Below are 17,583 nucleotides of genomic sequence, written 5' to 3'. Positions count from 1 at the left end.
GCAGCTCAGGTCTTGCTTTGATTCGGGAGAGTCACGCTGTCTCAAAACGATGCCAGGCAAAACCATGCGACAGATGCCCCTTCGTGTTTCAGCCACATCACGGCACTATAAAGAACGCACGGAAGGGTTCCAGCAGCTTCTCGGACGTCAGATTGCGCATGGTGGCATCATCCTGGCGCTGCCACTGAGTCGGGGTCAGGTAGAGGCTGTCGTAACCGGCTTGGGTCATGTCGGCATCCGGCTTCCACAGCCGCAGGCGTGTGGCATTCGCCGGACGGCTGCCGGCGCGGAAACCCCGATCGGTGGTTAGGCCGAGACTCTGCGGAGATTCAACCCCGGCACTGGTGCTGCTGATGAAGACAGTGCCTGTGGATGGCTTCGCGAGAACCTTGACTCCTACCTGACCAGTGAGAAGCAGGCTGACCTCATGGTTGCGCACGTGCATCAGCAGCGCACCGGCTTTCGGAAGAGTGGTATCTTGAGTCCAGCCAGAATTCGTGAGGTGATTCGGAGCAAAGGCATTCGTGGTGGAGTCGAAGCTCAGCAGTCGATCCGCCGCTTCCGCAGTGCCTGAGGTGAAGACATCCGCCGGGAAGAGTTGGCTGACCGTGTGATGAGCACGCACCGCTGCGCGCACAAGCCCCGCAGGCACACTCGTTTTCGTCACAATACTCGTGGAGGTGCTGGTGGTCTCGTCCACTTCATAGCCCAAACCGGTCGCAAGGTCCTCGACATACAGTTCGGTGCTGGCAGGCAGCGTCACCGCCTTGGGCAAAGTAATACCGGCGTCACTGACAGTGACCGTGCCCGCATAGAGCTCAGCTTTTACCAGCGGCATGGAGAAGCTCCGCTGCCCCACTGGGAAGGTTTCGCGACTGTACATCACCGCAGGACTGACGGCCGTGGCTTCAGCAGCGCCATCGAGATTCGCATCCAGCATGACCTTGAGGCGGAACTGGGCGCGGGATTGCAGCACGCCCTCGTCCACGGCGGCATAACGAACGATCTGTCTGCCATCACTACCGATGCTCATCGCTGGCGTGAGGGTGACAGTGCCCCACTCCACACCATCAAGACTGCGCTCAAGCTCGTGACGAATGTCAGTGCGACCAGTCGCGGGACGTGTGAAGAGCACATCCGCATGACCCGCAGCTGTGGTCTCGATGCGAACGCTGCCTGAACCACTGCGACCATCCGCAGGATCCGTGTCGAGGGCATACTCCAGCAAGGCTGGATACAGATCCTGGTCATCCGCACCGGTGTGAGCCGCTGTCCAGGTTGCATAAGTCGCAGGTGCGGAGGAGGAACTCGAAGAGCCAGACATGCCGCCCTGACGTTCACGCTGAGCCAGCGGGAAGCCGCTGCCATTCGTGCTGATGACGCCGAGGTCCAACGTCATGTCGCTGTTGGAGTCCGTGTCGTCATCGACGAATCCTTCAAAGCCGCTCTCCGCCGTGCCTGCAGGCTCGCTTCCTGGAGTCAGGATGAAGACTGCTGTGCTGGCTCCGGTGGTGGTCGGTGTGGCCGCCGCCAGGAGATCCTGGCCCGAGTCATCGTCACCCGCGACCACGTTCGCCATGGGCCGCGTGCTGGCCAGCGCCTCGCCTGTGGCGAACTGGTTCGCTGGAATGTGCAGGAAGTAGCTGCCTGGATTCAGGCCGGTGATGAGGTAGCGACCATTGTGGTCCGAGACCGCCGCCCCTGCAGGTGTGGAGGTCACTGCGGCTCCCTGCGGGAAGATCTGCACCAGCACATTTTCCCAGCCTTCATTCAGGTCGAAATTGCCGTCCGCATTCACATCCACATACACCAGGTTGCCCACAGACATGAGGGCATGCAGACCGAAGTCGACGGTGAAGTTGGTGTCAGGGTTCGTGTCACCATCGGTGGTGGATTCCGTGCCGAGCGCCAGGGTCACAATCGGGCTGAAGAGAGCGGTGCCAGATCCGCCGGGTTGCGCGCCATTGTTGTCATTGTCATCCGCGTTGTCCGCGGTGTCTGGAGTGCCGCTGGTGTTCTCGAAGCCCGCCGGAGGTGTGACCTTGACGAAGTAGGTGCCGGGCAGCAGGTCCGTGAAGCTGTAAGCACCGCTGGCAGGAGTGGTGATACTGCTGCCGACCTGCACATCGTCTCCGGTGTTGACCGTGTTATCCGCGCCGGGGCGGAAAAGCTGCACGGTGGCTCCGGTCACGCCGGGCTCGCCAGCATCCACCACGCCGTCATTGTCGCTGTCCTGCCAGACCAGGTTGCCGATTGTCAGCACACGCACCTGCACGGTGTAGGCCAGCGTGCCTGCGCATCCATAACTGTCCTGGGCACGCAGCGTGAAGGAGCTGCTGCCAAGAGTCGTCGGCGTACCGCTCACCACAGCCGTCGTCGCATTCAACGTCAGTCCGGCAGGCAGTGCACCACTGCTCACACTCCAGGTGTAAGGCCCAGTGCCGCCGCTGGCCGCAAAGGTCTGCGTGTAAGCCGTGTTGCGATACATTTGGTCAGGCGCGGCAGGCGTGATGCTGATCACCGGGCAGACAGGAGTCATGCTGAAGGAGCGTGAGCCGACACAGGTGTTCGCATCCGTGGCGCGCAGGGTGAAGCTCGCCGTCGTGGTGTTCGTCGGCATGCCGCTGATGGTGCCGGTGGCCGTGTTCAGCGTGGCCCAGGCGGGCAGAGCGCCGCTGCTCACGCTCCAGGTGTAAGGCCCGGTGCCGCCTGAGGCTGACATCGTCTGGCTGTAAGCCGTGCCGACCGTGGCTGTGGGCAGTGAGGAAGGAGTCACCGCGATGGTCGGGCAGTAGATGGTGATCAGATGATCCTCCACCTCGCCCATACCGCTCGCGCCGCTGATGCCTGGGGTGCTGGTGCTCGTGAGCCTGAAGCGCGCGCCTCGCAGGCCCGGGATGGCAGCGGCCGGGACGGTAAAGTTCACCGTGCGCGCCGAACCGTTCGTGCCCGTGGCAATGAGGACATCCGCGGCGATCTGCTCGCCGGCATCCAGGACGTCGTTGTCATTGTTGAAATCCACCCAGCCATTGAGGTAGGCGTTCGCACCGCTCTGGTTCGTCACCGTCACCGTCAGGCTGCTGGCAGCGCCGAGATTATAACCTGCGGCCAAAGTCACGCCATCCTCGTCATCACTGGCGGTGGCATCATCACCACTGGCAGCGGCATTGCGCGTTGAAACATATTCAGTGTCCGCCAGCGGTCCCATGCGCAGGTTGCTGCTCTGCAGGCTGCTCGCATCCGCCAGGCCGATCCAGTCACCGAAGTCCGTCACTGGCACAGCCAGCGTGGTCACATAGTCCTCCACCTCGCCAATGCCGGACAGGCCTGTGATGCCAGGACTGAGGGTGGAGGTGAGACGAACACGGACAACGATGGTGGTCCCTGTCACTGCCGCCGCCGGCACCGTGAAGTTGATGGGGAAGCTGCCGGCATTGGTGCTGTCAGCCACGTTGACGTTGGTGGCGATCTGCTCGCCCGGGTCGGACACGCTGCCGTTGCCATTGAAGTCAATCCACGTGTTGAGGTAAGCCACCGCGCCGCTGGTGTTGGTGGCAGTCACAGTGATGGTGCCCGGCGCGCCAGCCGTCATCACCGGAATGTTCACGCCGTCTTCGTCATCGGTGGCGGTGATGTCGTCACCCGTCGCCGTGCTGTTCATGGTGGAGTTGTACTCAGTGTCCACCGTGGCACCCAGGCGCAGCGCATTGCTGGCGGTGCTGCTGGCATTGGCCAGCACGTTGGTGTCGCCATAATCCAGCGGCGGTGTGGCGATGTTGGTGATGTAGTCCTCCACCTCGCCATTGCCGGACAGGCCCGTGGCTCCAGGATTGTTCGTGGAGGTCAGGCGCACACGCAGGCCAAGGTTCACCGAGGTGACCGCAGTGGGCGGCACAGTGAAGTCGAGGTTCTGAGTGGCTGCATTCGTGCCGCTGGCAATGCTCAGGCTGGCGATCACATTCTCACCCGAATCCGCAAACGAGCCGTTGTTGTTGAAATCAATCCAAACATTCAGGTAGGCCGCGCTGCCACTGGTATTGGTGACCACCACGGGAAGGGTGGCTGGTGCGCCGGCGGTCATCGCAGGCACGGTGACGCCGTCCTCGTCATCACTGCCAGTTGCGTCATCACCCAGGGCGGCCGCATTGAGAGTCGGCGCATACTCAGTGTCTGTGAGTGTGCCGATCTTGAGGTTGCTGTCCACCGTGCTGCTGGCACTGGCCACGCCCTGGAAGTCACCAAAGTCTGTCGTCGGCGCGGCAACGGTCACGACATAGTCTTCAATCTCACCAGGAGTGCCCAGGATGCCCGTGGCTACAGCACCGCTGACCGTGACGAGACGCGCGCGCAGGCCCAGATTCGTGCCCGTCACTGCATTCGCCGGGACACTGATGCTCGGGCTGATGGCCGCGTTGCTGCTGCCATTGGCCACGGCAAGGTTGGACACCACCAGCTCACCACTGTCTGTGAGGATTCCATTGTTGTTAAAGTCGATCCAGACATTGAGGAAGGCGCCGGAGCCCGTGAGGTTCGTCACGGTCATGGGCAGCGGCAGGGTCTGGCCTGCAATCATGGCGGGAACCGTGACACCGTCCTCGTCATCACTGCCGGTGATGTCATCTCCCGTGGCCGCCGCATTGGTGGTGGCGCTGAACTCCGCATCCACCAGCGCTCCGAGGCGCAGGGAGGTGCTGACCGCATTGCTGGCCGAACCAAAAAGAGTGAAATCACCAAAGTCCGTGGTCGGAGCAGCCAGATTGACAATGTAATCTTCCACCTCGCCATTGCCGGACAGACCAGTGGAGCCCGGGCCGCTGGTGGAGGTGAGGCGCACACGCACGCCGAGATTGATGCCCGTCACAGCATTGGCAGGCACGGTGAAGCTCAGGTTCTGGGTGGCTCCGCTGCTGCCATTGGCGATGCTGACATTGCTGGCCACCTGCTCGCCACTGTCAGTGAGCACGCCGTTGTTGTTGTAGTCGATCCAGGCATTGAGGAAGGCAGCGCTGCCGCTGGTGTTCGTGACCGTGACCGGCAGCGTGACGGGAGCACCTGCCGTCATGGCCGGGATGGCCACACCATCTTCGTCATCACTGCCGGTGGTATCATCACCTGTGGCCAGAGTGTTGGCTGTCTGGAGATACTCAGCATCCGTCAAAGCACCGATCTTCAGGGTGCTGTCACGCGTGCTGCTGGCCGAACCAAAAACAGAGAAGTCACCGAAGTCCGTGGTCGGCGCGGCGATGGTGACCGCGTAGTCCTCAATCTCACCTGCGAGAGCGTTGGAGCCTGTGGGGCCGAGACCGCTCGGAGCACTCAGGCGGAATCGCGCCCCCAGAACCACGCCTGTGGTCGCTCCTGGCGGCACGGTGACATTGAGATTGGTCACGGCGTTGGTCGCTCCGGTGGCAATGAGAATGTTCGTGGCGACCTGCTCGCCGCCGTCGGTGATCAGACCGTTGTTGTTCCAGTCGATCCAGGCATTGAGGAAGCCATTGGCTCCGGTGCCGTTCGTGATGGTCACAGGGATCACCACGCTTTGTCCGGCGATCATGGACGGCATGACCACGCCGTCTTCGTCATCACTGCCCGTCGTGTCATCACCGCTGCCCGTGGCATTGCGCGTGGAGCTGAATTCCGTGTCCAGCAAATCACCCATGCGCAGGGCGGGATTGGCTCCCTGGGAAGCATCCGCAAAGCCGCTGAAGTCACCGAAGTCCGTCGTCGGCGCCTGGATGTTCACGATGTAGTCTTCCACCTCGCCATTGCCCGCGGCACCCGTCGGCGCCGCACCGCTGGTGCTGGTCAGGCGCACGCGCACCCCCACGTTCACCCCGGTCAGGGCGGTCGCTGGAATGGTGACATTGAGATTCTGCGTGGCGGAGCTTGTGCCAGGGGAGACGACCGCGTCAGACACGATCTGCTCGCCAATGTCAGCCAGTGAGCCATTGTTGTTAAAGTCGATCCAGGCACTCAGGAAGACATCCGCGCCGCTGGTGTTGGTAACGATGACCGGGATCGTGGCCGGAGCTCCAGCCATCATGGCTGGCAGGGTCACGCCGTCCTCATCATCACTCCCGACGGTGTCATCTCCCGTGGCCGCGGCATTCTTTGTCGCGGCATATTCCACATCCGTGAGCGCCCCCAGGCGGACCTGGCTGGTCACCGTGCTGCTTGCATCGGCAAAGAGATTGAAGTCACCCAGGTCCGTGGTCGGCGCGGCGATGGTGACAGCGTAGTCTTCCACCTCACCCACGCCACCACTGCCACCCACACCGGGGCTGATGTCTGAGGTGAGACGTGCGCGGACACCGGTGCTCACGCCCGTCGTTGCAGCCGGTGGCACAGTGAAGCTCACGCTCACGGTGTTTCCATTGACGCCATTGTTCACTCCGCCATTGCTCATCACCTGCTCACCGCTGTCCGTGAACAAGCCGTTGTTGTTAAAGTCCACCCACACATTGAGGTAGCCCTGGCCGCCTGAGGTGTTCGTCACACTCACGCCGATGGACACCGGTGCCCCCGCAATCATGGCGGGGATGGTGACGCCGTCTTCATCATCATTGCCCGTGATGTTGTCGCCTGTGGCCGTGGCATTGCGCGTGGAGGCATACTCGGTGTCCACAGAAGCGCCCAGACGCAGGTTGGAGCTCGCTGTGTTGGAGACATCCACATACCCGCTGTGATCACCAAAGTCCGTCAAGGGCGCGAGGATGACCACCTGATGGTCCTCCACCTCGCCCGTGCCGAAGCCGCCGGTGGCCGCGGCGCCACTGGTGGAGGTCACACGGAAGCGTGTGCCGATGCTCGCCGCGGCCGTGACAGCGTTCGTTGGCACGGTGAAGCTGACATTGACATTCCCATTCGTGCCGGTGGGCACTACTTGATTGATGGCGATCTGCTCACCGCTGTCCGTGAGCACGCCATTGTTGTTGAAGTCGATCCAGGCATTGAGGAAACCAGCGGAGCCTGTGCTGTTGAAGACGCTCACCGGCAGCACCACGGGCTGGCCTGCGGTCAGGGAGGGGAAGGTCACGGCATCTTCGTCATCGCTGCCAGTCGTGTCATCACCACTGGCCAGGCTGTTCCGCGTGGAGGCACCTTCCACGTCCACGGTGGCGCCCAGGCGCAGATTCGTGTCGGCCGTGGAGAAGGCATCGGCAAAGTCGTTGTCATCACCAAAGTCCGTGACGGGTGCGATGATGGTCGTCGTGTAGTCCTCCACCTCGCCATTGCCCACCGCGCCCGAGGGCGCCGCTCCGCTGCTGCTGGTGAGGCGCACACGCACACCGGCCGTGCCCAGAGAGGCGCCAGGAGGCACGGAGAAGGTCACATTTTGAGCACTGTTGGTCACGCCATTGGCAATGCTCACACTGCTGGCGATCTGCTCACCGCTGTCCGTGATCACACCGTTGCGATTGAAGTCGATCCAGGCACTGAGGAAGGCCGGCGCGCCGCTGGTGTTCGTCACGGTCACATTGAAGCTGTTGCCCACGGATCCTGCGGTGATGGAGGCTGGCACAGAGGCCCCGTCCTCATCATCCACGCCGGTGCTGTCATCTCCGCCAGCCGTGCTGTTGGCAGGATTGCTCGTCTCAGCATCAGTCAACGCGCCGATGCGCAGCGTGCTCACCATGGAGCTCGAGGCCGAGGCCAGCCCGTCATAGTCACCGTAGTCCATGGCGGTGATGATGCTGGTCACATAGTCCTCGATCTCACCGATGCCACCTGCGGTGGTAGGTGTTGTCGTGCTGCTGTTCGTCAAACGTACACGCACACCGCGCGCTGTGCCGGCACTTGCAGCCACAGGCACCGTGAAAGTGATGTTCTGCATCGTGCTGGAGGCACCGGAAGTGATCGTGCGCACCGGCTCCAGACGCTCGCCGCCGCTGGTGAGCAGCGCATTGTCAAAGGTGCCGTCGTTGTTGAAGTCGATCCAGGCATGCAGGAAGGCATTGGAGCCGGTGTTGTTGAGCACAGCGACAGGGATGGTGGTGCTCACCGTCTGCATCATGGAAGCTGGCACCGCGGCACCATCTTCGTCACTGCCAGCCAGGTCGTCCGCAGTGGCAGTCGCATCCGGCGTCACCGTCGCTTCCGCATCGAAAGTCGCGCCGATCCTGAGATTGCTGTCCTGGGTGTTAAAGGCCGTGGTGGTGGCGGCACCGGAACCATTCCAGTCACCAAAGTCACGGTCTGGAGCCGTGATGGTGAGGGAATGATCCTCCACCTCACCCTGCGTGGTTCCAGGGAAGACGTTGCTGAAGCCAGGAGACGTGCTGTTGGTCAGCCGGGCACGTAGCGGAATGGTCCCTGTGACCGTGACCACAGGCGGCGTGACATTCAGCACTTGGTTGGAGTTGCTCGTGGCTGCCGCGATGCTGGTGTTCGTGGCGATCTGCTCGCCAGAGTCGATCACGCCGTTGTTGTTCCAGTCCGTCCACACATTCAGGTAGGCCGCCGAGGCACTGCTGTTCGTGAGATTGACGGTGATCGTGCCGCCCTGCCCCGCACGCAGTGTGCTCTGGGTCACGCCATCCTCGTCATCCGTGCCGTTGGTGTCATCCGCATTCGCCGTGGCATTCGCGGTCATCGCCGCTTCCGCATCCGCTGCCAGAGCACCAAGTTTCAGATTGCTGTTCGCGATGCTGGTGGCCTGCGGGAAGGTGCTCTGGTCACCAAAGTCAATGTTAGGCGCCGTGATGGTGATGAGATGATCCTCCACCTCGCCATTGCCCAGGGCACCTGCCAGTCCAGCGCCTGTGACACTGGTGATGCGGGCGCGCAGGGGCAACGTGCCGGCCGCCGTGATCACCGGAGGTGTCACCGTCAGCACCTGGTTCGCGCCATTCGTATTATTGGCGATCGAGACATTCGTGGCGATCTGCTCGCCCGAGTCAGCATTGTTGTCGCGGTCCCAGTCTGCCCACACATTCAGGTAGGCCACCGCACCACTGGTGTTGGTGACATTCACCGTGATCGTGCCGCTCTGGCCCGCGCGCAGCGTGCCATGGGTCACACCATCCTCATCGTCCGTGCCGGTGGTGTCGTCACCGTTCGCGGTGGCGTTCGTGTTGGTGGAGAGCTCCGTGTCAGGAGCCAGCGCGCCGAGCTTCAGAGTGCTATTAAAGATGCTGCTGGCGGTGCCGAAACCATTGAAGTCACCGTAGTCCGTGTTCGGAAGGATCGTGACACTATACGCAGTTGTGCCGATACAGCCGTTTGCATCCGTGGCGCGCATTGTAAAGGCCTGCGTCTCCGGCGTGGTCGGTGTGCCGGTGAGCGCGCCTGTCGAGGCATTCAGGCTCAAGCCTGCGGGCAAGCTTCCGCTGGCCACGGCATACGCATAGGAAGCAAGCCCGCCGGAAGCAGTGAGAGTCTGCGAATAAGCCACACCCACCATGCCGCCGCTGAGACTTCCCGGATTCAGAGTGATGACCGGGCAGACACGCACCGTCATAGCCAGGGTCCCGGCACAACCGTAGTTATCCTGGGCGCGGAAGGTGATGCTGACGCCAGCACCATTCGTGGCGGTCGGGGTGCCGCTGAGGACGCCAGCACTGCTCAGGCTCAAGCCCGCAGGCAGCGTGCCGCTGCTCACCGTCCAGCTGTAAGCCGCGGTTCCACCGCTTGCCGTGAGTGTCTGAGAATAGGCTGAGCCCAAGGTGGCATTCGGCAGCGTCGCAGGCGTGATGGCAATGACCGGACAGGCAGGCGTGAGCAGGTAGGAGCGTGACCCCGAGCAGCCATTCGCATCCGTGGCGCGGATGGTAAAGCTGGCAGACGCCGTGCTGCTCGGCATGCCGCTGATGACACCCGTGCCGCCATTCAGCGTGGCCCAGGCAGGAAGCGCACCACTGCTGACGGAGTAGGTGATGGCACCATAACCACCGGTGGAGATCATCGTCTGGCTGTAAGCCGTGCCGACGACTGCCGCAGCCAGGGAGGAGGGGCTCACGGTGATGGTCGGACAGGCGATCGTCACGACATAGTCTTCCACCTCACCCAGGCCAGAGACGCCTGTCGCAGTGGTTGACATTAAATTAGTTAGGCGGAAGCGCACCCCGCGCTCAGTCCCGAGGCTGGCCGTGGCAGGAACGGTGAAGGTGATGTTCTGCGTCGTCTGTGAGGTGCCGGTTGCGATAGTGCGGGCCGCTTCCAGACGTTCACCGCCCGAGGTGACGAGCGTATTGTTGAAGGCTCCGTCGTTGTTAAAGTCAATCCACGCATGCAGATAGGCCGAGGCACCGGTGTTGTTGTAGACCGCGACCGGAATCGTGGCGCTGGTGGCCTGCTGGATCGAGGCAGGCATGGTCACACCGTCTTCATCGTCCGAACTGCCGGTGGCCGTGGTGTCATCCACCGTGGCAGCAGCATTTGGAGTGACGTTGGTCTCGGCATCCACCGTGGCCCCGAGACGCAGGTTGATGTCAGCCGTGCTGCTGGTCGTCAGTGTGAGCGCGCCAGCACCATTCCAGTCACCGAAGTCCTGGGTGGGGATCACGCGGAAGCCGAAGTCGATGGTGTCCTCATTGGAGCCTGTGCCGGAAGGCTCCGCGCCCAGCGTCAGCGTGATGAGCGGTGAGACCACCTGGCTTCCCTGCCCTGCTGTCTGGGATCCGTTGTTGTCATTGTTGACGCTGTTATCCGCGGCAGTGACCACACCGGAAGCCAGCGGGAAGGCGGGAGGCGGAGTCGGGATGCGCACATAGTACACACCCGGCGGGACATCCGTGAACTGGTAGAAGCCGCCATTGTAACTGACAGCATCCGCCACCTTGGAATCATCACCGGCGCCGTTTTCACGCGTGCCATTGAGACCCGGGAACCAGAGCTCCACGGCCACGCCATCGATGCCCGCCTCGCCGGCATCCCTCGTGCCATTGTTGTTGGCATCATCCCAGATGAGATCCCCGACCGTGAGCACAGGGGAGACCTCCGTGCGGATGGCGTAGGCGCCGGACTCGTCCGTTTCCAGCCATCCTTGGTTAGGCCAGCCAGCGTCCAGCGCGGTGATGCGTCCGGCGGCATCATAGGTCCAGGTGCCGTTGTCCATGGGGTGGAAGCACACACCAGCGCGGCCGTAGAACTTGGCGCCGGTCCAGGCGGGCTTGTTCGTCACCACGGCCCAGTTGCTGGCGTTGTTCAGGCGGGCTGTGTTGAGCTGGAAGCGGAAGCGCACCGCCGTCCCAGTCTCCGTGACCCCCAGGTTCATCACGTCAGAGGCATTGATCCCGGTGCCCGCGTTGGAGATGAGGCAGTTCGCCGTGGTCTGCCAGCTCCGTTCCTCCAGGGAGGCAGTGTGCTTGTACACCGTGAGCTTCGGAGAGCTGCGCGTGATGCCATTCACATAAATGATGGCCGTGTTGTCAGAGTGAGGAGCCCCTCCAGGAGAGACACAGATCCAGAACGAGTCCACCTTCTTGCTGTTCTTCTGGTCAAAGGTCACGTCCATGGTGAGACGCTCCTTGTCCGAATCAAAGATCATGTCCCAATCCGTGATCGAGAACAGGGCGCCGCTGTTACCGTTGTTGTAACCGTAGTCCCAGTTCTGGTCAGGGGAGATCTCTTCCACCGCGCTGAAATTGGCGTTCTGGTCGAGGTCCTTCATGTTGAAGTGGAAGGCTCCGGCAACCACCTGCTTGCTGCCATCAAAGGCAAAGTCGATCGTCATGTCGCCATTGCTGTCAGCTGCATCATCCTCCGTGCCGTAGAAGCCGCCTTCCGCTGTGCTGGTCGGCTCACCACCGGCGCTGAGTGCGAAGACATGGCTGGCGATGCCGTTGGTGAAGGGTGTGGTCGAATCCACACCGCTGTCAGCGCTGCCCGTGGTGCTGTTGTCATCCTTCTGATCATCCGTGGGAGTGGTGGTCTGCACGAACGACAGGCGCCCTTCCAGCACACCACCCATGCTAAATTCAGAAGCAGGGATCTTCACATAGTATGAGCCCGGGCTGACGTGATTGAACCGATAACGGCCAATGTCTGGCGTGGTGTCGGAATAGGTCACCTGCAGACCGCCATCCGCGGTATCACCCACCAGGCGGAAGCCCTCATCCCAGGCTGTCAATGCACCGCGCTTTGCCCACACTTCGAAGCCACCACCGCCGGTGTTTTCAAAGCCCAGGAACTCAATGGTGTGAAGCCCTGGAGCCAGCACCAGACTGCCAGCAGCATCTCGCGAGGCATGAACACCGTCATCCTTGATGAGGAGGCTGCCATCAATCTTCAGACGAGCACCGTCGTTCGCATTGATGATGAAGGTGTAGGTGTCACCGCTGACGATGTTCAACGTGCCTGAAGCCTGCAGGACCACGTTTTCCATGCTGCCGTTTGGCAGGAGCTTGCCATTGCCCTCATGGCCATAGTCCTGAACGCCATTATTGGCCGTGCTGGTGACGTAGTTGATGAAATCCGTCGTGCCGGTCCAAAGCGAAGTGCGGTTGGTTCCGGCGAGCACGGACTCCGCTGTGGTCAGAGTCTGCACAGCCACAGATGCCTTGGCCTGCTGCAGGCGCCAGCCTGCGACCTGTCCCTGGGCAGTCGTGGTCGTCTCCTGGACGAGAACGTTGGAGTTGTTGAAGAGCTGCACGCGCACACCTCCCGCACCTGCGTCTCCACTGTCATAGCGACCGTTGTTGTTGTTATCCAGGAAGACAAGGTTGCCGACGGTGAGCTTCTGCGCAGGCCGCAAGCCGAAGTCGATGGTGTTCTCCACGTTGGTGGATCCGGAAGATCCGGGCTCGGCATTCGCCATGAGCGTGATGACCGGACTGTAGATGGAGGTGTATTCACCACCGGGCTGAGAGCCGTTGTTGTCATTGGCCACACCATTGTCCGCCGTGACCACACTCGTGCAGGTCGTGGGGAAGGCGGCGCTCGGAGTGACACGCACATAGTACTTTCCAGGGGAGGTGATGTTGAAGCTGTACACGCCTGACGCATTGGTGGCCGTGGTTGCCACAAAGGTGTCAGCATTCATTCCTGTCCCGCCGATGGCACCGTCTGCTCCTGGGGTGTAAAGATCGACGACGATCGCAGAGATTGGATCTTCATCGCCGATACCAAGCAGGTTGCCTGTCGAGAAAAGCCCGTTGTTATTCGCATCATTCCAGGCAAGCCCGCTCAGAGTGATGCTAGTGGCCCTGCGGAAGCTCAGGTCCACGGTGAGATCACCGTTGTTATCGACCGCATTATCCGTGGTCTTGTTGGCCCCCAGTTCCACGCCTGCATCGACGGGCTCGCCATTCTCCGTGAGCGTGATCACACCCGTGCTGATGCCACTGACCGCCGGGAAGGCTGCATCGACACCGTTTTCATCCACCTGGTCATCCGCCACGGCATCACCACCTGCGCCTGCAATGGAGACCTTGCCCGCCAGCGGTCCACCGGTTTGGAATTCAGAAGGAGGAACATGGACGAAATAGCGTCCGGCGCTCAAGCCCGTGAACGCATACTGACCACCGCCCGTGGAAAGCACTGCGGAGGCAGGTGTGTCCGTGAGCGGATTCTTACCTTCCGCAAAGAGATAGAGGAGGACGTTGTCCACGCCTTCGCCCGAATCAAAATTGCCGTCGTTGTTCGTGTCCGAGAAGACCATGTTACCGATGGTCATGCTGCTGCTGCACGGTGTCTCAGTGGCGACCGCATCCGAGGTGTAAGTGGCCATGTAGTTCCACCAGGAGCTGTCCGGAGTGTTACGCGGCCAGGAGGTGAGCTTGCCTTCCGTGTTGTAAGTCGGAGCGCTGGCGAGATCGTAGAAGTGGCCCCAGATGCCAGTGGTCGCGCCCATGCTCACACCCTCCCAGGTGGCCGGATCAATGCCGTAGCTGGTCCACAGATTGCCATTGTTCACGCTGCTCATGCTGGCGCTGACACTGACCGTGAGCGCAGCCCCCGCTTCATTGACCGTGATCGTGCAGAAGTCGGGATGGGTGATGCTGCTTTCCAGAAGCTGGCCTGGAGTGAAGTAGCTGGTCTGGCCGCCATCCGGCCCCTGATACTTCATCACCGTGACCTTGGGAGACATCCGGTCATACACATCCACATACATGATGGCGGCGCGGTTGTCGGCATCAGGCACCGGACCATCGGTGAGCAGGATGTAGAAGCCCCGCACCTTCTTTCCAGACCACTGATTGAAGATGTACTGCATGTCCAGGCGCTGTGTGCGCGTGTCATAGGCGAACTGCGCCCGGTCGATGTGGGCGATGCTGCCACCAAAGACGAGGTTGGTGCTCTGCGTGGTGCCATTGAGCTTCTGGATCAGCGGGATGCCATCTCGGTCCGTGTCAATGATGCGCACATAGTAGCAGCTTTCCTGCTCCGTGAGGAAACCCAGGTCCACGGTGAGATCCACATCACTGTCCGTGGCATCATCACTAGTGCCCGAGATACCGGTCTCACCGCCGCTGTTGACCGGCTCACCTCCGACAGCGAGCTGCAGGGTGCTGGTGCGCACACCTGTGGCTTCTGGTGTCGGAACATCGATGCCATTGTCCGCACCGCCGACCACGCCATCATCATCCACCGCCGAATAGGCGGGAGATCCGTTCAAGATGGATTTGTAGCCATAAAGAGGCCGCCCGGAGCGGAACTCACTGGCGGGGATCTTCACATAATAACTGCCCGGAGAGATGCCATCAAACAGGTAGCGGCCACCCGAGGCATTGTCCGTGTAGGACATCGCCAGGCCGCCATTCACTGTGTCACCCACCTGCTTGAAGTTCGTGCTCCAGACAGAGAACGTACCCGAGCGGGCATACAACTCTACCGCACCACCTGAGACACCCCAGTAGACCATCTCGATCGGATAGGTGCCTGCATTCAGAGTGATCGTGCCAAAACGATCCGCCGAGCTGTGAAGCGCCGACTCATCCACGATGACATCCTGATTATTCACGCGCAGACGGCCACCACCATCCAGCGTCATGCCGAAGCTATAGGCACCCGTGGTGGGAATGGTCACGGTACCGATGGCGCGCACCGCGTAGTTGACATCGACACCGTCCGGGAAGGCAGCATTGCCAGTCGTGAAGCGGCCATCCGTGCCGCCGGGGTTCATGTAGTTGATCTTGCTCGCGGAGCCTATCCAAAAGTCTGTCTGGGCAGTGCCATCGAAGACAGCGAGAGCCTGCGCGTAGGTCCTGATCTGCGAGGAGCTCTTCACCTGCCGCACCTCAAACCCGGTCAGGCTGGAACTGCTGGTCGTGGTGGTATTCGCGATGAGGGTGTTCGTGGAATTGAAAAGCTGCACCGTCACGCCGCTCACACCAGTGTCAGCAGCCCCGAAGTTGCTGGACTTGTCACTATCAATGTAGACGAGGTTGCCCACGCTCAAACCGCGGAACACACCGAAGTCCACGCTGAAGTCGGTGTCGTTGTCCGTGTCACCATCATTGGTAGGCTCGGCATCCACCGCGAGGTTGATGATGGGGCTGTACAGCGGCGTGCCTCTGCCGCCGGGCTGCGCGCCGTTGTTGTCATTGTCAGAGCGGTCATCAGCGCTGTCCGGAACACCACCCGTGAGGAAGTGCGTGGCCGGAGGTGTGACCTTCACATAGTAGTTCCCTGGATCCAGGGCGGTGAAGCTGTACGCACCCGTGGCAGTCGTGGTGAGGGTGCTGCCGATCTTTGTGTCCGCATTCCCCCCACTGCCGCCGATGGCATTGTCCGCGCCAGGAGAATACAATTCCACCTGCGCACCCGCGAGCCCGCCTTCGCCCGCATCCTTCACGCCGTCATTGTCCAGGTCATCCCACACGAGGTTGCCGATGGAGAGCGTGGGCGCTGCCATGTCTCCGGTTAGGCCCACGTCATCCAGCAGCACGACCGGCGACTGGTAGCCATCATACCCGTGATCATAATAGAAGTAGATTTCGAACGACACCTCACGGCTCCCATATTTGGCCGTGGTGGCATTGATGGCCGTGTCCAGCGTGCTCAGGTCCCACCAGAGGGTGCGGAACTGCGGCTGGTTGGCGGCCTGCATGGCCTGGTAGTAAATCGAGGTGATTTCCACGGTGCTGCCTGTCCAGCGCTGCACCACCCCGCTGTTGTTCGTGTAGTAGGCGTAGAGGCGCGCGTAGCGCGGCCCCAGCGCACCGTCATTGACCATGTCATCCTTCATCCAGCGCAGCATGTCCGCCTTGAAGGCGCGCAGGTTCCCGGCAGCGGTGGCACGGAAGGTCGTGGAGAACTGCAGCACATTGGGATCGCCCGTCGTCACATAAGAAGTGGGCGGGATGGAGGCCGTGTTCGCGCTCGGCGTCACGGCGAAGCGCCAGCTCGTGGAGGTGCTGGCCGGATCCGTGATATGCAGGAGACTGTTGCGCGTAGCGGTGTAGTTGCTCCCCACTTCCCAACCGCTGAACCCGCGCATCTCACCGGAGGCACCACGGTCCAGAGTGATGGGCGTGCCGCTCGCGGCAGCGGTACCTTCAGCGTAGAGGCTGGTCTTCAAGACACTGTTTCGCGTATCAAATCCCCACGTCACCTCGCTCAGCGTGGAAGACATCGTGGTGGGACCCTGCACCGCATCCGCCGTGGTATCGCTGTCATAGGTGAAGTAAGCCAGGTTGGATCCGGTGGGTGATGCAGGCGTGGCTCCAATGGTGAGGCTGAAGGCGCGATCCGCTGTCGTGGAGCCAGTGGCGCGAATGGTAAAGTTATAGGTGCCCGCGGCAGCCGTCGGTGTGCCGAGAATGTTACCACTGCTCAGGCTGAGACCGGTGGGGATGGATCCCGACACCAATGAGTAAGTGTAGGAAGCCACGTTGCCGCTGCCGGCCTGGAGACGCACAAAATAAGGACGGCTGACCTGGGCCGCAGGCAGCGTGGCCGCAGTCATCCAGCCGATGGATCCGGTCACGGCCGAGTCCGCGAGCAGCTTCACGTTATCGACGTTGATCTTGTTGCTGGCACTCGATCCACCGAAGAACTGAAGCTCAAGAAGATAGGTCTTCCCGCTCATGGCAGTGATGGTGGGCAGGGTGTCACCCGCGGAGCCAGAGCCGGCGATCGTCACGTTCACGGCACTGGACCAGGTGGTGGTGCTGGCAGCGGCATTGATGGTCACCACCGGCGAGTAGCGGCGCTTATAAGTGGTGCCGTCAAACCAGGTGAGACAGGCGCGCACGCTGTTGGGCGAGGTGCTGGAAGGACGCTGATAGGTGAACTGGGCCGCCAGCGCGGTGAGCGTGAACTGGCTGTTAGGCCCGAGGCTGAAACGCGACCACACCGTGGGTCCGGAGAGGGTCGGGTTCAGGCTGGTGCGGGTGGCGCTGGCCCAGCCGCTGGTTTCCGTGGTCGGCCAGTTGTTGTATTCCACAAACTGGGTGCTGTTGCCGCTGGTGTTGTACCTCGGCACCGTCGTCATCTGGTTGCCCGCGAAGAAGAGCGGGTCCCCGGCCACGATGTTGTTATGCCGGGTCGTCGGCGTCATCTGGAAGGTGGTGCTGGCCCCAAACTGCCAGTCCAGCATGGTGGTGCTCTGGGCATAGGCCTCCCCGCAGGCAGCGAGGGCGGCCACCATCAGGGAGAAGAGGCGAAGCAAACGGAACATGCGGGAGTCTCAGAACATCA

At 61.6% G+C, this 17,583-nt stretch carries 1 protein-coding gene; it reads right to left on the bottom strand.

The genetic code is table 11. From position 1 onward, the window contains the following. Nucleotides 1-97 precede the first annotated feature (97 nt). Complete coding sequence (locus BGE01nite_RS04620) at nucleotides 98-17,563, bottom strand: GEVED domain-containing protein (protein ID WP_146849096.1); 17,466 nt, start codon at nucleotides 17,561-17,563, stop codon at nucleotides 98-100. Nucleotides 17,564-17,583: the final 20 nt, after the last annotated feature.

The organism is Prosthecobacter gellanilyticus (assembly GCF_007992435.1).
GTDB lineage: Bacteria > Verrucomicrobiota > Verrucomicrobiia > Verrucomicrobiales > Verrucomicrobiaceae > Prosthecobacter > Prosthecobacter gellanilyticus.
Note: the sequence above shows the minus strand (reverse complement) of the source record. Positions and strands in the feature narration are given on the sequence as shown.